This is a genomic window from Herpetosiphon giganteus (genome assembly GCF_016907925.1).
In the GTDB taxonomy this organism is placed as follows: Bacteria; Chloroflexota; Chloroflexia; order Chloroflexales; family Herpetosiphonaceae; genus Herpetosiphon; species Herpetosiphon giganteus.
In genome coordinates this window covers 141421-163759 of sequence record NZ_JAFBCZ010000010.1, presented here as the reverse complement: position 1 = coordinate 163759, position 22339 = coordinate 141421, and the positions used below count along the sequence as shown (strand labels likewise).

The 22339-nt window shown below is 50.7% G+C and carries 20 protein-coding genes and 3 tRNA genes; 10 read left to right on the top strand and 13 right to left on the bottom strand.

Going from position 1 to position 22339, the window contains the following annotated elements:
• Positions 1 to 11 precede the first annotated feature (11 nt).
• Together JOD20_RS11525 and JOD20_RS11520 are read left to right on the top strand one after the other, a co-directional pair.
• Positions 12 to 167 (top strand): hypothetical protein, encoded by a 156-nt coding sequence (locus tag JOD20_RS11525; protein WP_204755403.1) that lies wholly within the window; start codon positions 12 to 14, stop codon positions 165 to 167.
• Between the two features lie 4 nt (positions 168 to 171).
• Positions 172 to 651 (top strand): CinA family protein, encoded by a 480-nt coding sequence (locus JOD20_RS11520; RefSeq protein ID WP_204755402.1) that lies wholly within the window; start codon positions 172 to 174, stop codon positions 649 to 651.
• Here the strand turns inward: JOD20_RS11520 and JOD20_RS11515 are convergent.
• Positions 648 to 1034, bottom strand: coding sequence for a thiol-disulfide oxidoreductase DCC family protein (locus tag JOD20_RS11515; RefSeq protein WP_204755401.1), 387 nt, complete (start codon positions 1032 to 1034; stop codon positions 648 to 650). The two genes, JOD20_RS11520 and JOD20_RS11515, sit on opposite strands and share 4 nt — an antisense overlap.
• 12 nt (positions 1035 to 1046) lie before the next feature.
• Here JOD20_RS11515 and JOD20_RS11510 point away from each other — a divergent pair, with 12 nt between their 5' ends.
• The gene (locus JOD20_RS11510; protein WP_204755400.1) at positions 1047 to 1823 is read left to right on the top strand and encodes a hypothetical protein; all 777 of its coding nucleotides are present in this window, start codon (positions 1047 to 1049) and stop codon (positions 1821 to 1823) included.
• A 109-nt stretch (positions 1824 to 1932) separates the two neighbouring features.
• Complete coding sequence (locus JOD20_RS11505) at positions 1933 to 2520, top strand: VanZ family protein (RefSeq protein WP_204755399.1); 588 nt, start codon at positions 1933 to 1935, stop codon at positions 2518 to 2520.
• Between the two features lie 131 nt (positions 2521 to 2651).
• Here JOD20_RS11505 and lepA read toward each other — a convergent pair whose 3' ends face one another.
• From lepA to JOD20_RS11490, 3 genes are all read right to left on the bottom strand, one after another.
• Complete coding sequence (gene lepA, locus JOD20_RS11500; protein ID WP_204755398.1) at positions 2652 to 4454, bottom strand: translation elongation factor 4; 1803 nt, start codon at positions 4452 to 4454, stop codon at positions 2652 to 2654.
• Positions 4455 to 4846: 392 nt separating this feature from the next.
• Positions 4847 to 5743, bottom strand: coding sequence for an HpcH/HpaI aldolase/citrate lyase family protein (locus tag JOD20_RS11495; RefSeq protein WP_204755397.1), 897 nt, complete (start codon positions 5741 to 5743; stop codon positions 4847 to 4849).
• Positions 5744 to 5833: 90 nt separating this feature from the next.
• Entirely contained in the window at positions 5834 to 6790 is a 957-nt protein-coding gene (locus JOD20_RS11490) for an ROK family protein (protein ID WP_204755396.1), read from the bottom strand.
• Positions 6791 to 7017: 227 nt separating this feature from the next.
• Between JOD20_RS11490 and JOD20_RS11485 the strand changes: the two genes are divergently transcribed.
• Positions 7018 to 8265: a Stp1/IreP family PP2C-type Ser/Thr phosphatase gene (locus JOD20_RS11485; RefSeq protein WP_204755395.1), complete on the top strand. Its 1248-nt coding sequence runs from the start codon at positions 7018 to 7020 to the stop codon at positions 8263 to 8265.
• Positions 8266 to 8362: 97 nt separating this feature from the next.
• On the opposite strand, the gene JOD20_RS11480 is transcribed toward JOD20_RS11485, so the two are convergent.
• From JOD20_RS11480 to JOD20_RS11440, 9 genes are all read right to left on the bottom strand, one after another.
• Entirely contained in the window at positions 8363 to 9466 is a 1104-nt protein-coding gene (locus JOD20_RS11480) for an ABC transporter permease (RefSeq protein ID WP_204755394.1), read from the bottom strand.
• Entirely contained in the window at positions 9463 to 10416 is a 954-nt protein-coding gene (locus tag JOD20_RS11475; protein ID WP_204755393.1) for an ABC transporter ATP-binding protein, read from the bottom strand. The genes JOD20_RS11480 and JOD20_RS11475 overlap by 4 nt, the downstream gene beginning before the upstream one ends.
• On the bottom strand, positions 10413 to 12725 hold the full coding sequence (locus JOD20_RS11470) for a hypothetical protein (protein WP_204755392.1): 2313 nt from the start codon (positions 12723 to 12725) through the stop codon (positions 10413 to 10415). Before JOD20_RS11470 ends, JOD20_RS11475 begins: the two co-directional genes overlap by 4 nt.
• A 135-nt stretch (positions 12726 to 12860) precedes the next feature.
• Positions 12861 to 13589, bottom strand: a complete 729-nt coding sequence (locus JOD20_RS11465) for a hypothetical protein (protein WP_204755391.1) — start codon at positions 13587 to 13589, stop codon at positions 12861 to 12863.
• A 36-nt stretch (positions 13590 to 13625) separates the two neighbouring features.
• Positions 13626 to 14117 carry a hypothetical protein gene (locus JOD20_RS11460; RefSeq protein ID WP_204755390.1) on the bottom strand — a complete coding sequence of 164 codons (492 nt, stop codon included), beginning with the start codon at positions 14115 to 14117 and terminating at the stop codon, positions 13626 to 13628.
• Between the two features lie 19 nt (positions 14118 to 14136).
• Complete coding sequence (locus JOD20_RS11455) at positions 14137 to 14619, bottom strand: hypothetical protein (protein ID WP_204755389.1); 483 nt, start codon at positions 14617 to 14619, stop codon at positions 14137 to 14139.
• A gap of 22 nt (positions 14620 to 14641) precedes the next feature.
• Complete coding sequence (locus JOD20_RS11450) at positions 14642 to 15124, bottom strand: hypothetical protein (protein ID WP_204755388.1); 483 nt, start codon at positions 15122 to 15124, stop codon at positions 14642 to 14644.
• A gap of 21 nt (positions 15125 to 15145) precedes the next feature.
• Complete coding sequence (locus tag JOD20_RS11445) at positions 15146 to 16216, bottom strand: PQQ-dependent sugar dehydrogenase (protein WP_204755387.1); 1071 nt, start codon at positions 16214 to 16216, stop codon at positions 15146 to 15148.
• A 182-nt stretch (positions 16217 to 16398) separates the two neighbouring features.
• Positions 16399 to 19503, bottom strand: coding sequence for an ExeM/NucH family extracellular endonuclease (locus JOD20_RS11440; protein WP_204755386.1), 3105 nt, complete (start codon positions 19501 to 19503; stop codon positions 16399 to 16401).
• A gap of 293 nt (positions 19504 to 19796) precedes the next feature.
• On the opposite strand from JOD20_RS11440, the gene JOD20_RS11435 reads away from it, so the two are divergent.
• The 5 genes from JOD20_RS11435 (at position 19797) to JOD20_RS11415 (ending at position 22334) form a co-directional block, all read left to right on the top strand.
• Positions 19797 to 21437: a right-handed parallel beta-helix repeat-containing protein gene (locus JOD20_RS11435; protein ID WP_204755385.1), complete on the top strand. Its 1641-nt coding sequence runs from the start codon at positions 19797 to 19799 to the stop codon at positions 21435 to 21437.
• Between the two features lie 66 nt (positions 21438 to 21503).
• Entirely contained in the window at positions 21504 to 21929 is a 426-nt protein-coding gene (locus JOD20_RS11430) for a GNAT family N-acetyltransferase (protein ID WP_204755384.1), read from the top strand.
• Between the two features lie 145 nt (positions 21930 to 22074).
• Positions 22075 to 22161 (top strand) — tRNA-Leu (locus tag JOD20_RS11425).
• A 19-nt stretch (positions 22162 to 22180) separates the two neighbouring features.
• Positions 22181 to 22256 (top strand) — tRNA-Val (locus tag JOD20_RS11420).
• A 2-nt stretch (positions 22257 to 22258) separates the two neighbouring features.
• Positions 22259 to 22334 (top strand) — tRNA-Phe (locus JOD20_RS11415).
• Positions 22335 to 22339: the final 5 nt, after the last annotated feature.

The window sequence follows — 22339 nt, the reverse complement described above, 5'->3', positions numbered from 1 at the left end:
AGGAATCGATAATGAGTCGTAAACTTGTGCAAATTATTGTGGTCATTCTGGCCTTGTTGTTTGTTGGAATGCTGTTTAAGGGCCTAATCAAGCTCTTAATTATTGGTGCTATTATTTATTTGGGCTTTACGGCATTTCAATTACTTGGCAAACAGCGGGCGGGATAAAACGATGTCGCACGCCTTAGCCCAAGCAGTCATCACGGCCTTGGCCCAACGCCAATGGACGCTCGCCACCGCCGAATCGTGTACTGGCGGTTTGCTAGGCGATTGGCTGACCAACATTGCTGGCAGCTCTGTGGTCTATTTGGGCGGCATCATCGCCTATGCCAACAGTGCCAAACAGCAGCTTTTGCATGTGCCAGCTTCAACCCTTGCAACGGTTGGCGCGGTGAGTGCAGAAACGGCCTTAGCCATGGCGCAAGGCACAGCCCAAGCACTTGGCGCGACGGTTGGGCTAAGCACGACTGGCATTGCTGGGCCTGGTGGCGGCAGCACTGAAAAGCCAGTCGGCTTAGTGTATTTAGGCTTGGCTTTGCCGAATCAAGCCTTGGTCGAGCAGCAGATTTGGCCCTACGATCGGCTGGGAAATAAGCAGGCTTCGGCGCAGCGAGCACTCGAATGGCTGCTCGAACAGCTGAACGCTGCTTAGCGCGCGCAATCAGCCGGAAACTGTTGGCAATGCGGGGTATCGCCTGGAATCCGATGGCGATATTTGACAACCAGTTTGTAGACACTATCTTGAATCTGGCGGATACCCCAAAGTTGGTACAAGCTCAAGGGCAAACGCTTGCCAGTTGCAATGCTCAGCGCAGCATTAACCGACCCAGCTCCGCGCCATAATGTGCCATCACTGGTTTGCAGCCATGCTGCTTGCTCGCATTGAGCATAGGTTAAGCCAACCGATTCGGGAATGCCGGCTTTTTGAAACGGCTCAATCCGGATTTGTTGCTGGCGATCGAGTTTTTTGATCCAACGGGCGGCACGGGTGCAAAAATCGCAGGTTCCATCAAAAATCAATAATGCTTGCGACATAGGAGTCTCCTAATGACCTTTCGCTCGTTTTGGGGGCGGCGCTGGCATGCTTGGACACCCAATAATGCTGAGATTCAGCAGCTTGCTGCTGGAGTGCGCTTAGCCCTTACCAAGCATGATCGCATAGTTTATAGCGATGCGCAATTGGATGATTATGTTAATGCTGATTTACGTTGGCATGCGCCAGTTCGCTTGCAACTCGAAGCCCAGTTTTGTGGTGATCCTGAGCATTTTGTGGGGACAGCAGGCTTTGGTTGGTGGAATGATCCTGCTGGTACTGGCTTGCGGCGTTTGCGCTTGCCCCAAGCGTTGTGGTTTTTCTATGCAAGCGCGGCCAGCAAACTTGAATTAACTGCCAATGGTGCGAGCAATGGCTGGCTCGCGATGAGTTTTGTGCCGCGTTTGGCATTGTGTTTGGCTTTGTTGCCACTTGCTCCCTTGGCCGTTTTGCTCAGCCAAAATAGCTGGCTGCGCCAACGCTGTTGCTTGCCCTTGCTGCAATTGGCTTTGGGCGTGCGTAGCCAGCCGATTCAGCTCAAATGGAATACTTGGCAACACTATCAAATCGATTGGTATGCCGATCGGGTCGAATTTTGGCTTGATCAGCAATTGGTGCTCAAAACGCGCAATCTGCCAACCAGCAAATTAGGCTTGATTCTCTGGCTCGATAACCAATATGCTCAGGTTTCATCCCGCGGAATTGTGCGTGGCGGCGTGCTGGCGCACCAAGCCCAAGCCTTAGAAATTCGCAATTTAAGCATCAGCGAGCTTGCAACTGCCGCAATTTAGCCTTCTTCTCCCCATTCCTGCACGCATAGATTGCTCAACTCTACCCAGCCTCAATGATCTTGCACATAGTTATGAACTCGACTGTTTTAGCATGGATGATTGATACGGTATGCTACGCGAAACATTAGCATTTCTTGGCTATTCGCTGATTATCATTATTCCATTAGCATTATGGATGCTGAAAAACGATAAACCTAAATATAAAATAATCCTATATTGTCTTTTCATAGTCTATATCTTTGGCGTAATTGCCCAAATCTGTTTACCAATAAATTATCATGGCATAACGTTCTGGGATACTATCAAAAATTATCCTTATCGCGAAGCTATTTATCTGATTCCCTTTAAGCAACAATATTTTGCGATTGATGAACATGATGAAGTCTTGAGATTACTCAAATCGTATCTACTCAACATCATTCTTACCATTCCATTTGGGATATTTTTGCGCTTATTCAAAAAGCTCCGCATCCAAAGCGTGTTCGCTATTGCGCTGCTGGTTGGTTTCAGTACAGAAACAATTCAGTTAGTGACTGGTTTAATCTTTGGCTATCAATTTCGAATTACCCACATTGATGATGTGTTAATGAATGCAATTGGTGTTGTGCTTGGCTATGGGCTGATTAATTTTGCAATAGGTAAATACAAGCGCTTTGTAGCTCATACCGAATTACGCAGCGTAGTGATCGATGAATAGCGCTAGGCTCGCGCTAATCTGCGCCGTTAAGCTCAGCTGCAATCGCGTTCAACATGCCAAAGTATCACAGGCACAAAAAAACTCCACACTTATCAAAAAGTGTGGAGTTGCCGTAAAAGCGAGGTTTTGGTCTAGCTGTCGAGCTTCAAGACCGCCATAAAGGCATCTTGGGGAATTTCGACGTTGCCGACCATCTTCATGCGCTTCTTGCCTTCTTTTTGCTTTTCCAAGAGCTTGCGCTTACGGCTGATGTCGCCACCATAACATTTCGACAACACGTCTTTGCGCATTGCGCGAATGGTTTCGCGGGCGATGACCCGTGAGCCAACTGCTGCTTGAATTGGCACTTCAAACATTTGGCGTGGAATCAGCTTTTGCAGCTTTTCGACCAATTGGCGGCCTTGGCGATAGGCATTATCGCGGTGAGTAATCATCGAAAGCGCATCGACTGGCGTGCCATTGACCAATACGTCGAGCTTAACCAAATCTGAAGTGCGATAGCTGCTCAGATGATAATCCAGCGAGGCATAGCCTTGGGTGCGCGATTTGAGCGAATCGTAGAAATCGACCACAATTTCAGAAAGTGGAATTTCGTACTTCAGCACTACCCGCTCTTTATCGAGATAATCCATGCTTTGGAACACGCCACGCTTGCCAGTGACCAATTCCATCACCACGCCAATATAGCGGGTTGGCACGATAATGCTGATCGCCATCATTGGCTCTTCGATTTGATCAATCATGCCAACATCGGGCAATTCCGACGGATTATCGATGATCAAAATCTCGCCAGCATGGGTCAATACTTGATATTCCACGCTTGGCGCGGTAATCAACAAGTCGATGTTGTATTCGCGTTCCAAGCGTTCTTGGACAATTTCCATGTGCAGCAAGCCCAAGAAGCCAGCCCGAAAACCAAAGCCCAACGCGGCTGAGGTTTCTGGCTCGAAGGAAAGTGCTGCATCATTCAGGCGCAATTTATCGAGCGCATCGCGCAGCAAGGTGTAATCGCCTGAATCGACGGGATACAAGCCAGCAAACACCATTGGTTTGGCTGGTTCGTAGGGAGCCAAGGTTTCCGTTGCAGGGTTATCAATCAGGGTGATCGTATCGCCAACTTGGCAATCGCGCACCGACTTCAAGCCCGTCGCGATGTAGCCGACTTCGCCAGCGCTGAGTGATTGACCAGCAACCATGCCGGGCCGGAAGAAGCCAATTTCCATCGCTTCGGTCAGCACGTCAGTACCCATCAGGCGCAATTTATCGCCAGTGCGAATCGTGCCATCGACCACCCGAATATAGGCAATTACCCCTTTGTAGGCGTTATATTGCGAATCGAAGATCAGAGCGCGAGCTGGCGCTTCGTTTTTCCCTCTTGGTGGTGGAATGCGCGCGACAATCGCTTCGAGAATTTCGGGCACGCCGGTGCCTTCCTTGCCTGAAGCCAAAATAATCTCTTCGCGCGGCAAGCCCAGCACATGCTCGACTTCCTCGGAAACGCGCTCGACCTCGGCCCCAGGCAAATCGATTTTATTCAAGATTGGAATAATTTCGAGATTGTTTTCGAGAGCCAAGTAGACGTTGGCCAAGGTTTGGGCTTCGATGCCTTGCGAAGCATCAACGATCAACAATGCGCCTTCACAGGCTTGCAACGAGCGTGAAACTTCGTAGCTAAAGTCAACGTGACCAGGGCAGTCGATCATATGCAAGGCATATTGTTGACCATCCTTGGCAGTATATTCTAGCCGGACGGGGTGCATCTTGATTGTGATGCCCTTTTCGCGTTCCAAATCCATGGCATCAAGGGTTTGGGCACGCATCTCGCGTGATGAAAGGGTTTGGGTCACTTCCAACAGGCGATCCGAGAGGGTAGTTTTGCCATGATCGACGTGGGCGATAATGCTAAAGTTGCGAATGTGCGTCTGTTCAGCCATTGTGTTTTTTATGTCCTATGTGTGAGGGCTTGCAATGTCAGTCTGCTCACAGTATATCATGAGGCACGAAATTGATTGAGTTATGGCTAGTGAGATCCGTTCCCCTCACCCCAACCCCTCGCCCGTTGAATGGGCGAGGGGCTTTAATCCCGTAGTTTTGGCGCAATTTTTCGTTGGTATACAATGGTCGGCTCCTCCTCGCCCGCGTTCAGTGGGAGAGGGGGCTGACTTTCAAAGGTCGGTTGTTAAGATCCCCTCACCCCAACCCCTCTCCCGTTCAACGGGCGAGGGGCTTTTGATGGTGTGGTTCTTGGACAATTCGTTGGTATACAATGGTCGGCTCCTCCTCGCCCGCGTTCAGTGGGAGAGGGGGCTTCACCAGCATTCATCAACTATTCTAATAAGCCTGCGCGTTGGGCGAGCGCTAATTTTTTGGCATGCACCCGCAAGCTTGCCGCATCGATCATCTGATCATCAATTGCAATTGCGCCCAATCCTGCATCTTGATCGGCGGCGGCGTAGGCGTTGATTAAGCGTTGGGCCTCGGCGATTTCGGCGGCAGTTGGCAAAAAGGCTTGGTTGATGATTGGCACTTGGGCTGGATGAATTGCCCATTTGCCATCGAAACCCATCGCAGCGGCCAGCTCAGCATCGCGTTGGCAAGCTTCAGGGTCGCGGAAGGCAAACGTTACATTATCAATCGCCGCCAGCCCAGCCGCTTTGGCGGCAACCAGCATTTTGTGCTTGGGATAGGCAAATATGCCCCATTGATCGTCAGCGGAACGTGCGCCCAAATCACCTGCATAATCGGCCAAGCCGAAAATGAGGCTCTCCAACCGTGGCGAGGCGTTAGCAATCTGCTCAACTGCTTGCAACGCCCGCGTCCCTTCAATTAATACTTCAAGCTTAATCGAACCAACAGCGAGGCCAATGTTGGCTTCGATTTGGCTCAGCAAACGATCAACAAAGCGCACATCATCGCCAGTTTCGATTTTCGGAATCACCAGCACATCGATTTTGGCTCCAGCAGCCTCGACAATTTCGACCACATCGCGATAGTGATAATGAGTTTGGACAGCGTTTGGCCTCACCGCCACCAGCTTTTGGCCAAAATCAAGCGTTTGCAAGGCCTGAATAACCGTAGCGCGGGCAGCAATTTTTTGTGAAACTGCACACGCATCTTCCAAATCGATAATCACTTCATCGGCCTCAGAAACAGCTGCTTTGCTGATCATGGCGAGGCTATGCGCGGGGCAGGTCATTTCACTGCGGCGAATCCTAAGCGACATGCTGACATCCTTTGTGCTAAAAACGCCAAGCCGCCAAGACCCAAAGACGCGTTGGCGGGATACTTTGGAACCGAGCGGCTTGTCAGAGAACTAGGCGAATTCGACTGAGCTAAATGCATAGGCAGCTGCGCCGAGCACGCCAAGGTTATCGCCCATTTTGGTTTGATGAATTGGCACATTGCGATAGCCAGGCAAGGCGCGTTTGCTAATTTCGGCCCGCGCTGGGTTGAGCAGGCGATCGCCTAAGTTGGAGACCCCGCCACCCACGAAAATTGCCTCAGGGCTGAACATATGCAAGAGATTGACAAAGGCGATGCCCGACCAAAAACCAGCGTTTTCGATCAAGCGAATTGCCAACTCGTCGCCTTGTTGGGCCGCGAGATCCAAATGATGGGTCGTCACTGCATCGGGGGTTGTTAATTGATTAAGCACTGTTTCCGTGCCAGCGCGCATCGCTTCGGCGGCGTGGTAGGCCAAAAACGTGCCCGATGCCAAGGCTTCCCACGAGCCTGCTGGCGTAGGCGTAGCTGGAGCAAAGCCGTGAGGGTCGAGCACCATGTGGCCAACTTCGGCAGCAAAGCCATTGTAGCCAAGCAACAAACGGCCATCGCAAATAACGCCGCCGCCAACGCCAGTGCTAATTGTGACATAGATCATATTTTGCATGCCCCGCCCGCCACCGAACAACCATTCGCCAACTGCTGCAAGGTTGGCATCGTTGCCCAGCACAACGGGGAAGGGCACTTGAGCGGCGATTCGTTCGCGGATCGGAAAGTTCTCCCAGCCTGGCAAATTGGGCATAGTAATGACCGTGCCCGTAAAAGGGTTAAGCGGGCCTGGGGCGGCGATGCCAACGCCGACAATTGTTTCACCATTCGCCGCAGCGATCATGGCGTTAATTAATTGCGTAATCCGACCAACTACTGCTTCGGCACCTTCGTGGGCTTCGGTCCGAATCCGTTCATGGGCAAGAATTTCACCTTCTCGGTCTACTAAGGCAGCCCGTAAATGGGTACCACCGAGATCAATCCCGATTGCAAATGCCATACAAAAAACCAATACCTTTCATGCGGATCTTTAATTGCGCAATTATAGCACAGGGCTTTTTGGGCTTTCTGCCTATAGACATTCACCCAGATGATCAATACAATAACAAAAATAGCTCAAAATGTATTTTACGCCGTGAATCAATTGTTGCCGCATAGTACGGCCTATGCTATACTCGCGCCGATACACTCACGATGTAAATCGTCCCGGGATTGACAGGAGTATCGATGAAGCTACGCCACAGCGCACAAACCGACATTGGGCGTTCACGCGAAGTTAACCAAGATGCCTATGGCGTGGGCGACCCGCTACCAAACGGAATCCAACTTTTTGTTGTTTGCGATGGCATGGGCGGTCATTTAGCTGGCGAAGTCGCCAGTCAAACGGCTGTGCAAACCATGTTGGCAACATTTCCGAACGTTGTTCAAACCGATATTCCCAAGGCCCTCACTACGTCTATCGTGAGTGCGAATCAGGCTGTGTTTGACCGTGGCCGTGGCAATATGGGAACCACCTCGGTGGCCTTGCTGGTTTTCAAAAATGTAGCGTTTCTGGCCAATGTTGGCGATAGTCGAGCCTATTTAATTCGCAATAACTCGATGCGCCAAGTTACGGTTGATCACTCATTTGTTGAAGAGCAAGTTCGCGCAGGCTTAATGACCCGCGAACAAGCGTCACAATCGAAGATCAAAAACATCATTACCCGCGCCGTTGGGCATCAACGCGAGGTTCAAGTTGATGTGTTTCGCGAGCCTGTTCAGGTTGGCGATCGCTTTTTGATCTCGTCTGACGGCTTGCATGGCTTCGTTGATGAGGCAACCATTTTACGTACGATCAATACATTGCCATTCGATCAGATTGTGCCAAAGCTGATCGATCTGGCCAATGGGGTTGGTGGCTACGATAATATCACTGCCTTGTTGGTCGAAGTCGACGAGCTTGATGAGCTTGAAGCTAATGATCCATTATTGGAAACATTATTAAACCAGCCATTGACTACGCCAGCCCGCAGTGCCGACCCGATCACCGAGGAATTTGAGTTGCCTGCTGGACCAACTGGCACCAAGCCTATGGCGGTAGTTGGTATGCACGATGATGAAACCCTACAGCACGTGCCGCTGACTGCTTCAGGTCGTTTGACTCCAGCGATGGCCGAGGCTCATGCCCGCCCTGCTGCGTCTGCGCCTCGCGCTGCTGCCAAGGCCGAAGGCGGTGGTTTATCGGGGTGGGGCATTTTAGGTTCGTTGGTTGTGTTGGCGGCGCTCTTAGGGGTATTGTATTTCTTCAAGTTGCCCCCAATGAGCTTGCTGTTTCCTGATACGACGGCAACGCCAAGCCAAAATGTGGTGGCCGTGCCATCGTTGATGCCAACAACCCAGCCAACTACAACCTTAGCTCCATTAACTGCTGCGCCGTTGGCAACTGCAACCACGGGCATTACGCCAACCTTGCAACAACCAACCGCAACTCCCTAACCTGGTCTTTTCTTCCAATGCATCAACCCCGTGCCAATTGGCGCGGGGTTGATGTTTAATCGTGTATTTGAGCTATGGATTGGCGCTTGAACCTAGTCTAACGGAACCACCAGCCAATCCAAAAGCCTAAACCAAGCAAGCTGAGCGAGGTGACTGAGAGCATTGCTGCGTCGCCCCAGGTTGGCCACCAGCGGCGGCGTGGTTTGACGGCATGCAGCGCCATCCAAAAGAAGCCCAGACATGCCATAATCAAAATGATGATGGTAATGCGCCAAACCGAACGTGGCTCAGCAATAATTGGCATGCCATCAGGCCCAAATTGATCGGTTGCTGGGTAAATGCCAATCGAAAACGTTCGCCAACCAGGAAAATTGAGGCCCGTATTGCTGAAGGGGTTGCTGCCTGGCCACCAACCAGGCCCACCGCCAGCCGCCATTGGAATTGCTTCGAATGCGCGCATGGTGGTTATGCCGCCGCCGCTACCTGGCCCTGATAAGGTACCAAGGCTCGAAGCCAAGGCGCTAATCGGGTTGGGCGCTAATAACCCAGTTGGCACTGGATCGGTGGTGCGATTGGTCCAGATTTCGGCTCCAAACAAGAAGCCGCCAAGCACCAAGCCAATAATCACATAGCTGACGACCGCTGCCCGCCCGGTTTTGCCGGTCATGGCCGAGGCCCAAATGCCAAGCATGGCACTGGTGATTGCACTCAGCACAATAATGACTGCTGCTTGGATGACATGGCTCAACGTGATCCCACCAAAGAGAAAGACAATGCTGCCAAGCGGAATTGCCGCCAAAAGCAAGAGCGCAATGTACGATAGCGCTGAGATCAATTTGCCCCATAACAAGCGATGCGATGGCAAATTGGTGGCGATCAACATTTCGTAGGTAAGGCGTTCGCGCTCGCTGCTAATCGCGCCAACCGTTACTGCTGGCGCAATTAAAATCACCAAAAACAGCAACATAAAGGCTAAGCCTGCAAACAGGGTTTGGCCAACTTGGGCGCTAAAAATTGGTGCGCCGTTGTTTTGGCCGCTGGTGGCCCGCAGAAACAAGCCATAGCCAACCAAGCCCAAGCCCAGCAAAAAGCCAGTGAGCAAGATAAAGGCTCGACCACCGCGCATGCGCGAACGTAGCTCTTTGACCACAATTGGGTTTGGTTGCAAGCTCCAACGCCTGCTCGCCGCACGATTGCTCATAGCTGTTCCTCCGTAACATGGTCATTGACAAGCTGCAAAAAGAGCCGTTCGAGCGAATCGTCTTCGCGATGGAAATCGGCAATTGGCAACTCGGCGCGCGCTAAATTAAGCAGCAACTGTGATGCTTGCTGCTCATTGCCATCAAATTCGACTTCGATCAGGTTGGGCGTTTCTTCTGCTGGTTCAAGTACCCGCAACACGCCTGATTGAGCGCCAATCAAGCGCATCGCCCGCTCTAAATCATCAAGCACTTTGATTTGCAGGGCTGGGCGGCTGCGTTGGCGCAAGGTTTCAAGTGAGCCTTGGGCCAGTAATTGGCCACGCGCCATAATCCCGAAATTGGTACAAATATCTTCTAGCTCATTCAAAATATGCGAGCTAAGAATAATCGTTTTGCCCATATCGCGTAGGGTGCGCAGCAACTCGCGTAATTCGACTCGTGCTTGGGGGTCGAGGCCGCTTGCTGGTTCATCGAGCAACAAAATTTTGGGGTCGTGCACAAGCGCATGAGCCAAGCACAAGCGCTGTTGCATCCCACGGCTCAGGTGTTGCACAAAGGCATTGCGCTTGTCGCTCAGATCAACCAAATCAAGCAAGCCATCGACAGTGCTTTTGCGCTTGGCTGGCTCAATTCCATGGCAACGCGCATAGAAATCGAGATATTCCCAAACCCGCAGATCGTCGTAAACCCCAAAGAAATCGGGCATATAGCCAACGATGGCTGCCGCCGTGCTGGTTTTTTGAATCAGTTGGCCATGCAAAAAGACTTGGCCGCTGCTTGGCTCAAGCAAGCCTGCCAGCATGCGCAAGGTTGTGGTTTTGCCAGCGCCGTTTGGGCCGAGAAAGCCAAAAATACTGCCAGTCGCGATGGTTAAGTTAAGCTTATTGACAGCAGTATATTTGCCATAGCGGCGCAGTAAATCAACAGTTTGAATCGCTAATTCGCTCATTTGACCACTCCCGTAAGCACCGGCCCAACCGAGAAACAGCCCCACAACCCAGCAGTAGTGTCGATCGATGGATCGATGGTGTAGCGCATGCGCAAACTGCCTTGTTGTAAATAATCGCTTGGGTTGGTGGTGAGGTCAAGCGCGCCATTTTTGAAGCTTAGCCCATCCCATTGCCCAGTAACCCAATTATAAAGTTCGTAGGTAACTTTGTTGGGTGCGACCATGCCGCCATCGATCGTTGGCAAAAAGCGCAGCGATTGGGCTTCGATTGAACTAAGCGTTGCTGGTAAGTTAAGTTGGATGATGCCAGTTTTTTGCGAAATGCTTGTGCCTGAGCCTCGGGCACTGGTGGTACACGCCGAACCCATGCCCATATTGGGATCTTCTTCCATGGTATAGCTGAACCAGTTGTTGTTGAGTTCAACCACATTTTGGCTATAGCTTAATTGTGGATATTGCACTAACAAGCTGCGTTGGGTTGCTGCAAAGCGTTTTTCGGGCAAATCAACCACCGATTGATTGAAATCGACGAAGGCTACAAACACGGCGTTGCGGTCAATTGCGCTATAGGTGTTGGGCAGCGCAATATCAAGCGCTTGGGTTTTGGCCAACAGGTCACGCGGTGGGCCTGATGGCGTTTGATAGCCAGCATCAAGCTCTTTTTGAAACAGCAAATAGCTTGCGCCCGACATCGAAGGATTATTGTTAATTTGTAATTCAATCGATTTTTCAGCGCCTGGCTCGATTGTGCCAAACTTTTGGGCGTTACCTAACATAATAAATGCAGCTTCGTTGAGTTTATATTTGCTGGGATTGCGCACGGTGCCAATGATTTTCTTTTCTTGCATGCTGATTTCGATTTGCACATGTGGCGCATCGCTGATGCTTTGTTCATAAGCAAACATTTCCATCGACCATTGATTGATCGTCAAGTTGCGAATATCGCCTGGTTGATGGCTATAAAGTGCCCGCGTTGCATTGACCCCGCCATTATTGCCGCCCATATTCGGGTTGACCAACAGTGGCCGTGGGTAGGCCCCGTTTTTGATCGTTACTTGATATTCATCACGCACAGGCGAGAAAATCCCTGCATAGCCAAGCACGGTCGCATTGGCATCAGAATCGGGGTAGATTAAGGCCACATCATGAACCAAAATATCAGTTCCCCGTTGTTTTGAGCCAATTCCATAGGCCAGCACGGCAAAAATCAAGGTTAATGCGGGAATTGTCAGCCATGCGAGGGCCATGCGATCAAGCCGCCGCAACACGAGGTAGGTCACTGGCCCAGCCAACACAATATAAATCCCTAACAGAATTAACAAGGTTTTGAGTGGTGGCAGGTCAAGCGCTGGTAAATTGTTGAGCAAGGCTGGTGCATTGCTATCACGAATTGAGTTTTCGCTGCTGCCCATTCCCATCCAGCCAGTATTTTGCTGTTGCGGCAAGAGCGAAACCAGCATATTTTCGTAGCCACGCCAAGCGACAATTTCCTGTTGATCGAGATTAAACGCGATCGCGATGACAAAGCCTTTGCCAACTGGGCGTTTAACAAAAATCGGCGTTTGATCTTGCTTCAGGCTCGCAGCCGATTGATTATTTGGCTGAAGCAGGGCAATATTCAAGCTTGCTTCATTAAACGGCTGGAGAAATACTTGGCTCAAGGTTGTGGTAGCAATCGCTTGCTCGCCTGCAACTTGGGCTGGTTGGAGGTCGGCTGGCAAATCTTCAAGCAGATTTGGCTCGACCAACAACATCCCGCCATTATTGACCCATTGCTTGATTGCTTGGTGTTGTTCTGGCGATAGCTCGCCCCACGCCCGCTGATTGAGCGCAATGCCATTGAGCATATCGAGGCCAATCGCCGAATTCGGCAATTGCTTGCTATCAGTCGCAACCAGCACCACCTTGGTCAGTTGGGGCAACGGTTGCTCCAACAAGGTTGCCACCATCGGGCGATCGGTTGAGCGCAACTGAAGCGTGGCGGTTTCGCGTTTTTCGCCATTTAAATACAGCGCCATTGGCACGCGAAACGCTTGATCAAACTGACCATACATCAAAGTTTCTTTTTGGCTGCCGCCAGGTACATCAAGCTCAACATTGTAGTTGCCAACGTGAATTTCAACCGTGCGATCAACGCCAGTATTGCTCACCTTGACCCGCAAGGCCATCCACTCGCCAGGGCGATAGGTGGTGCCAAATACTGGCTCAACTTGCCAAACTAGCCCATTATTTGATTGCTCTTGGCCCGATGCTGCACTGATCGGTAGGGCTATCAGCAACAGCAGCCAACACCAGCGTATCCAGCGCATACCCAATACTCCACACACTAAAATCGTTTCGGCTGTCTTATCATAACGGATACGAGGCCAATTGTGTTCCCTTTTTCAAGTAACTCTCAGCATTTTCAGCAACATATCAGTTTTTGTCCGCAAACTGCCCCTACTTTAGGCTTTGAGAATCTTAACCAGCTGGCCAAAAATCAGCAGGTAAGGCTGATGCTGCTGGACGATAAGCGCTGGCCATTCCTGAATTCGCTGCTGGTGGTCAGTCCAGTAAGCAGTAATCGTCAGGCCTTCGCCGAGCTGCGGACTTGCAGTTGGCTCAAGCAGCAGTTGCTGATCAAGCATTGCTTGCAGCAGCTGTTTAATCGAAGGCTGATGGGTTGGCGCTTCTGCAAGAATTGCCTGCTGAAGCGCGTTGATATAGGTTTTTAGCCCCGTCATGGCTGGTGGAGCTTGCTTAAATTGGCTTGTCAGCAACCAAAGCAATTGCAGATCAGCATTTGTTGCCAGAGGAATGCTTGTCACGCTGCGAACATTAAATCCCGCTGCTTGCCAAACCGCATCCCAGCTGTGTTGGGGAATTAGCAACCCTTGCCCAAACTGGGCGTGATACACCCAAAAATCGTCAAGCTCTGTAGTGTGATCGATCAGCGGCACAAAAACAAGCCATTCGGTAAACCGCCTGAGGCGATAGGGTAGGATCAGCTTGCTATTACCAAAATTGAAATCTGCGCAACGTTCAGTTTGATCGTCATTAAATAGGCCACTGTGAGAGATTGAGCCGCTATAGAGCATGATTTGCTGCTGTGGTGTTTGATAGCGCAGGCTAAGCCAAGGGTCGTACTCATCTGGTTCAATTGAGGCTACAAGTGCATTATTCAGTAGAGTCATAATCAACACCCTTTTGGATCCGTGCGAACAATGGCATTAGCTCGTGAAGCTCAGCATTACCTGAATAACCAGAAAGAGCATAAGATTGGTTCCGAATCCAAGCACGATCGGTTGATACCAATGGCTTTGGGCTGGCTCAACCTGAAGTTGCTGATTTGGATCAACTCCGATGGTTTGGGCATAGCTTTGTTTGAGCCAATAGTTCACGATCAGCGTATCGTGAATACAGATTGCCCCAAGCAACACCAGTTGATAGGTGGGGATAAATCCAAGTCGATTGCTGAACATGGATGGGGCAAGAAAATAGATGCCGCTTAACACAAGCATGCTCACACTCGTCCCCGACATAAAAAGCAAAAAACTTTTAAGCATGGGCGCACGCCGCTGAATCCATTGGTTGCGCGGGAAAACCCACGCTTTCACTACAATAACAAGTGCTATCGTTAGCCAAAAACCAATAAACCAATAGAGCCAGCCAAATGATTGGGGCCATCCACCATAGCCACAAGCAAGGATTACTTGTTGCATTGCTGTTCCTCGTTATAAACTAATTGACTATCCAAACCAATAAGCCAATTAAGCCAAGGATTAATGTATTTGATAGGAGTGAAACAAGCCATGGCGATAGATAAGTACGCTGTGCTGGCGCAACCTGTAATTGTTGACTGTCGTCTAGCCTTATCGCTTGAAATTTGGTTTGAATTGACCAACGTTTGATAAAAAACGTATCGACGATGCAAAATAGTGCCCAAATAATGATTTGATAGGAAAATAAAAATCCAATTTCCGTCATAAATACAACATTCGGTAAAAGTGTCGCAGATAGAATAACCAAGCCGATTACAAAGCCTTCAATAAAAGTCAAACTCAAACTATCGATCATTAATGAACGACGTTTTGAACGATGTGTTTTTGCAAGTAAGAAATATTTAATTGTCATATTACTGATAAATAGCAGCATTGCTGCTCCAAAGATTAGAATAATTGGGGCCAATGGATTTATCCCACAAGCAAGGATAAGTTGTTGCATCGGTTCTCCATCTTCTCAATCATTAACGAGCAAAGAACGACATGAAAAATAATAAAAGGAATGTTCCAATTATTGCCGCAATCAGCGCAAACAGATTAATCATGATCACTATTTTGCTGAGCGCTTGATAGAGCATGGGCTGGTGCTCAACGACCTTAAGCTGGCCTAGCAAATCGTGATTAATTGCTTTGGCCTTGCGTTGGTGGATAAGCCACTTCAAGTTGGCATAATCCACGCCGACGAGGCTAACGACGCTGCTATAAATTGCGGTCGACGAGCGAAAAATAGTAAAGTTTAACCCAAGTACGAGCAGGCTTCCAACCATTAATCGTAAGCTATCGCGCCATGCCGAGCGATCGGCAAACCAATCGTAGTAGATTAATCCCATCGCTTTGGCCCAAACGGTTGTCGCGACGATCGTTCCGCTCCATAACCAAATAGTAGTTGGCTGGATCGCGAAGGCCCACGGGGTAACGCCACATTCAATGCTGATAAATTGAGGCATATTCGGCAACTTTCTCTGTGTTTAGGGTTTGGCTGCAATCATAACGATCATGCCACGGTCATAATCTGCCACTAGCAACTCGCCTTGTGGGCTAATAACCAAGCCAACTGGGCGCGCAAAGCCACTGGCAAATGGCACAATGCGCTGGTCTTCTGCATTCAGGCGCACAATGCTATGGCCGCGCAATTCTTGGCTATACCACGAACCCGATAAACCAATAAATCCATCACCGTGATAGCTGGCAGGAAACGTTGTGCCTTGATAGAAGACAATTCCGGTTACGCCGCTATGAGCTGGCAACAAGGCCACTGGCTCGCTGGTGGTTGCACAAACTGCTTGATCGCCGCCGCCATCGGCATCTGGTTTGCGCTGGCCCCAACATGCTGGCCAACCATAATTGGCTCCCGCCTCAATCCGATTAACCTCATCTGGCGGCAGATCATCGCCTAAGCCTTCGCGTCCGTTGTCGGTTGCATACAACTGCTGTTGGGCATTGAACGCCAAGCCAAACGGCATGCGCAAGCCAGTTGCATAAACGCTGGCTTCGCTGCCATCGGCTCGAAAACGTCGAATATAGCCCTCTTGAATTCCAGCGGTTGCAGCGTGATCTGCCTGAGTGCCAACCCCAAGGTAGAGCCAGCCTTGGGCATCGGAGACAAGGGTTGCTGCTTCAATCTGATCAGGCAGATCGCTTAATAAAATCGTTTGCTGATCGACTATTCCATCGCCATTGTTATCGCTCAAGCGCTGAATTTGGCCTTGCTCAACCACATATAAAGCTTGCTCAAACCAGTGCAAACTTAGCGGTTTATTGAAGCCTGTCGCATACTCACGCGGCGGATTAGCGCCCTCTTTGATCAGGACGCTGCCTGAGCGTTGCGCAATATACAAACGCCCTTGGGGATCAAAGGCTAGTCCAGTTGGCTGATCGAGGCCAGTAATCAGTGGGCTAATCGTAAAGCCTGCTTCGATTTGTAATTCGGCTGGTGGGCTGGTCGGTGGATTATCCGAGGAATAATTGCCAGGAATGGCGCATGCCGCCAAAGCCAAGCTTAAACAGACGATCAAACTCACACGTTTGAGGTGTTGCATCTCTCGCTCCAAATTGAGTAGCTGTGGTGCTGCTAGCTTACAACCTGCAATGCGCACATTCAAGCTCCAATTTGGCTTATTGATCGTTAGGCTATGGGAAATTAAGCTAGTAGCTTTGGGCTGATTAACCAAAAAAGCGCCCAGCACCGCAATTGGTGCTGGGCGCTTGGTCTCAGGCCAAATTAGTTTTTGTTTACGAATGGCAAGTAGACCGTAAAGCTTGGGTTTGAGGTCGCGGTAATCGTCACATCATCGGCAGTCAAATCAATATCGCTATTGAGCACAGCGGTGTTGCTGACCGTTCCAACGAAATTACCAACACTGCGCACTGCAATCGTGTAGGTTTTGATTGAGTTTGGTGCAAGGCTGCTGTTGGTGCTGACGGTTTGGCCACTGGTGGTCAAGCCAGCGCTGACGCTCACAATTTGCAAATTGCTATTGATCACGTCGCTCAAGCTGAAGCTGCCTTCAGCTGCGCCACTATTGCGAATCGTCAAGGTGTAGGTGAAGACTTCGCCTTGTTCAACGCTGGTGTCGCTGACCGTCTTGGTTGAGGTGCCGAAGTTGGCAGTTGGAGCTGCACCCAAGTTCAAGCCAACCACGATTGGGTCGTGGTCTGACGCACGGTAGGCGTTGTTGCTATACAAGCTGACGACTTGGCCAGGGCTCTTGAAATTGGTGTTGTAATCCAAGGCAATTGGTTCGTCGGCGTTGATGTGCAACTCTTGCACATCGGCAACTTGGCCGAACAACGAATTGCTTGCCAAGGCATGGTCGAGCGAGCCAGTTTGGCCGTCGAAAATGTATGAGTAAGCTTCGTCGCCAAGCAAGGCTTTTGGTACGTTGACATAGCCAGCGTTACGGATAACGGTGATTGGATCTTCCATGGCGTATGAATTCAAGTCGCCAATGATCAAATAATCGCTATCATCAACATTGGTTGGGTCGGTATTCAACCAGTTAACCAACTCTTGCGCGGCGGTTTTGCGGGTCAAGTTACAGTTGCCTTGGCCATCGCCCAAATCTGGGTCGCTTGGTACTGGGCTAATGTTATCGGCACACGCACTACCCTTCGACTTCAAGTGGTTGACCACAACGGTGAAGGTTTCACCGCTGCTGGTTTCGGTGAACGATTGAGTCAACGCTGGGCGGTTACGGCCAGTTGGGCCGCTGCCGGTGTTGAATTCACCGAATGCGCCAGTGTTGAGCACGGCGGTCGTGCCGGTCAAGCTTACTTTGGCTGGTTTGTAGAGCAACGCAACCTTGATTGCATCGGTGCCCAATGGATTGGTTTGGCCAGTCCGAGCATCGACATTAACCAATGCGTAGGTGCCTGGAGCGGTTGCAGCATTCAAGCCATTAACCAAATCTTGGATGGCGCTGTTGCTGCCAAAGCCGTCGTTTTCAATTTCCATCAAGCCAATCACATCGGCTTGGGTCATGATGATTGCGGCAATGGTTTTGTCTCGTTGGCGTGTGAATTCAGCGGCGTTTTCTGCCCCACGGCAATCGGTAGCAGCACCACCAACCCCGCCGGTACAAGCGTTCGTGCCAAAGGTGTTGAAGTAGTTCAACACGTTGACCCCAGCCACGCGCAATGAACCATCAAGCTCAAGCGAGGTTGGGCGTGGGTTTTCGGCCACGAAGTTTGGTGATTGGCTGACCCGTACGCGGTAGCTGTTGGGGCTTGCAGTTGCGCCACCCCACGTATAGGTCATTACGCCTTGCAAACCGGTGATGCTATCGCCAGCGCGCAAGGTGTTGGCGGCGCTCAAGCCGTTGCCACCACGACCGAACAGAATCGGATCAGCATTTTGGTTGTTGAATGGATCATCAAGGATGATTTTGTGCAAGTTGTTTTCAGCTTGCAAGGCCAACGCTGGCGCACCTGGCGAAACCACGTTGGTTGGTTGCATCAAGCGTTCGTTGAGCGACAAGGTAACTTGGCCGAAGCGAGCCAACAAGTAGTGCTCTGAAACAACCAATTTTTGGTTGAACTGCACAAGCATGCCTTCGTAGCGCTCGGCTTCGGTCGCTGAGGCGAATGGCAAGGTCACTTGAGCTGGGGTAACAACGTTAGTTGTGCCACAAAGCTCAACCGTCAAGCTGCCGCTCAACTGGGTTTGGCCTTGGTTTTCACCAGCAGTACCCGTGACACGCACGACTTGACCCAAGGCAACTTGGTCAGCGCCACCGTTGAACACGAAAATCCCATCCGAGGTGGCTGGGTTGCTATCGCCAGCATCTTGCAGGTAGAAACCGCGCAAGGCTGGTTGAGCACCTTCATAATCGGCAACCACGGTACCTTGAACAGTTACAACCGTACCATTCGCAGGGGTGGTTTCGCCTGTGCCTTGCACTTGGCCGATTGGCGTAACCGTGCCACCGACACAAGCAACACCGCTGGCAGTGTTGAAGCTGAAACTATAGTCTTGGGCCAGTTGATCTGGCGTGCCATCGCGATCGGTTACTTGGCTAGCAACAACCGTCACCGTACAAGCCTCGTTGGCAGCAAAATCGCTGCTTGGGTCAAGCACATAGCTGGTTGGGCCACCAGTAACGGTCGCAGTGCGGGTGCCACTGGTACAGCTGATGGTGTACCACGTGCCAGTTGTGGTAACTGGTTCGCTGAAGGTGATCGTCACGTTGGCGTTCAAAGCAACATTGTTAGTAGCATTAGCTGGCACAGTGCTGGCAACGGTTGGTGCGTTATCAACAGGTGAGCCACCACAGGTTGCGACTGGGCTGCTGCTATTGCGTGGTGCTGAAGGAGTTAACAAGCTGAAGTCAGCAGCGTTGTTATCGGTATCAGCACAGCTTGAATTGTTGCGTTGATAGCTGCTATTAGCCGCAGGAGCACCAGTAGCTGTGCCTTCAACAAAGGCATTCGTCGCATTCCCAAAGCCAACTGAATCAATTTTGGTAGTGCCATTAAAAATGGCAATTCCGCCGCCAGCGGCAGCTAAACCACTAGTAAATGAGCGATCAGCGGGAGCAATATCATCATAGCCGCTGTTTGTTAAGAGATAAAACCCACCAGCAGGAATCACAACCGAGGTTGACCAGTTGGTGATTGCAGTATCGGTCGTTCCCGATGTTGAACGATATACTACGCGATAACCATTCAGATCGATTGGGTTTGCACTAACATTATGCAGTTCGATGAATTCATCGCTAGCACTAACGCCAGCAGTTTGGAATTGACTAATAACCAGAGACGTAGAAACAGCACTGGTAGGCTTGGTGTAGGTCGCGGACAACGAAGTACCAATCAACGTGAACAGCATCGTTAACGCTGTTAGGAGTCGTAAACCCTTAAATTGCACAGAATCCTCCACGATTCATGTAGAAAGGCCGTTCACACCAACTGTGACGGCTAAACCAAAGCGGAACCTTCAGTTCTGGAATGTCATGCTGCATAAAGAAGATAAACCGCATGTCAATGCTGCTTTAACTGATGGTTAAATCTCGTAGAGACTGACTATACCATAGACATAATCAATGGGCAACTAAGTATAATTTCTTAACCAATCTTCATTGCACGATGGCTCAGGCTGTGCTACCATGGCGCACTATGGAGATGCAAAACCTGCCACCAAGTGGCCCACCAACTCAACGAGCGAAGTTGCTCAGCGCCCTGCGTTCAAGTCGTGCGATGCAAAAAATCCGCCAGTATCAGACAATTCTTATGGCTGGTACGTTTTTTGTGTTGGCTGCAATCTTTGGGCTTAATTCGCAATCGCCAATTGAAGCGCCTGCAACTGGGTCTAGCCCAACGACGTTGGCCCAAGCAACGCTGGCCCCTGCCGATGGCTCAATTACGCCAACGCTGATTAGCAGCACGGAAGTAGCCAGCGATCGCCCAACTGCAACTGATGTGGCAGGCGGCGGGCCTGTCGGGCCTCCAGCGCCAAATCGGGCAACCCCAACAATTGAAGGGGCCTATCCGCCGCCAATGGGCGATGGGCCAACCCCAACAATTGATCCTTTTCCAACCTTGCCAGTTGGTGGTACGTCAATGCCGCTCTTTCCAACCAGTAGCACGGGCAATCGGAGCACAACTGCCCCAACCCAAGGCTCTGGCAGCAATTATCCTACTCCCGATACCAAGAGCACTCCAGCCCCAACCAATATTCCTGTTCCAACCGATTCAATTCCGTTGCCAACCGATCAATTGCCTTTCCCAACTGAGGAAGACGATGACCCAAGGGCAACCGAAGATCCCTTGGAAACTCCCAGCAGCACTGAGGAGCCATTCGAAACGCCAACCGCTACTGCAACCGAAGGCCCAACCGCAACACCAACCAATACGCCAACTCCAACGCCATTGCCCTACGACCTGATTCGTGGCAATACTCGTTGGTCCATTGCTCAAAGTCCGGTCAAAGTTCGCCGCGATACCATTATTGCTAAAGGCGCAACCCTGACGATTGACGATGGCGTTGAAGTGCTGATGGATGCCAATACCTCGTTGGTCGTCGATGGCAGCTTGAATGCCAATGGCGCACGTTTCCGCAAAAGCGGCCAAAGCTTGTGGAAATCGATTGTGGTTAATAATGGTGGCCAAGCCAATTTGAACGGGGTCGATGTACGTGGTGGAGGGGCCGAAGGCGTACTAGTTTCAGCGCTCGGCGGCAATACGATCATTCAAGATAGCGTCTTTGAAGAAAACCAAGGCCGCATGTATATCAGCGGCGGCAACTTCGATATGCAACGTAGCCGCGTGGTTGGCTATGCGCCGATTAGCGCCGAGGTGCGCGGCGGCAAGAGCTTACGCCTATTCAGCAACGTGATTAACAACACAGCCAGCGATGGCGCAACTGGCGTGAGCCTCAGCGCAACCGCCGATGATGTTGAAATTGTGCTCGAGAAGAATAGCTTCCGTGGCAACAGCGGTACGAATGTTCGTGCTCAATTCAATCAATCGTTGAATGCAGTCTTCCAGTGCAATAGCTTCAGCGGCGGCGCATATGGCCTGCAAATCAAATCAACCGACCCAACCTTAGATGGCTCGCGCATTTTGATTAGTGCCAATAGTTTCCAAAGCCACAAAAATTATGGCTTAACTGGCGATGTAGGCTTTGATGCCCGCAACAACTGGTGGGGCGATGCCTCAGGCCCATATCACCCTGAGCAAAATGGCGCTGGCACTGGCGATGCAGTCGGTGTAAATTTGACCTTCAGTCCATGGCTGAATGCCAAACCAGGCTGCACCCCGTAGATCTTCGTTTTTGCAACAGCCTCAGTTCATGCAACTGGGGCTGTTGTTTTTTGTGGAGCACTGTTTATGCAATGGCAACGTGGCGACTATACAATCAGCACCGATCCTGCGCTGCTCGATTATGCAGCGATTGTTGCTGGGCTGCATCAGACCTATTGGGCCGCCGAACGTGATCCAGCAATCATTATTCGCTCGGTCGAGCATTCGTTGTGTTTCGGGGTCTATCACGGCCAGCAGCAAATTGGCTTGGCGCGAGTCATTACCGATTATGCAGTTTTTGCCTATATTGATGATGTCTATATTTTGGCTGAATATCGCGGCCAGGGGCTTGGCAAGTGGTTGGTGCAAAGCATGCTCGCGCACCCGGAGTTACAAGGCTTGCGACGTTGGCTGTTGGCTACCAGAAACGCCCAAGGCTTGTATGCCCAAGTTGGTTTTGGCCCACTCGCATCAGCCGAACCATGGATGGAAATCTTCAATCAGCAAAGCTAGAATTTAGCCCGTAAAACTGGCTCAATTCTGGCATTTTGGCGCAGCAAGCTAAAATTTGACAAGAATGCTAAAGCTGATTATAATACCACGGCACTAAACAATTGAATAACGAAATGCAACACAAACCAAATGTTGCAAACCACCTGCCCAGGTGGCGGAATTGGCAGACGCGCTACTTTGAGGGGGTAGTGGGAGCAATCTCGTGTGGGTTCAAGTCCCACTCTGGGCACCAATTCGTTCTTCATACATATGGGTGATTAGCTCAGTTGGTAGAGCGTCTCGTTTACACCGAGTAGGTCGGGGGTTCGAGTCCCTCATCACCCACCAATGCCACTTTAGCTCAGTTGGTAGAGCATACGACTGAAAATTGTAGGGTCTCCGGTTCGAGCCCGGAAGGTGGCACCAAATCA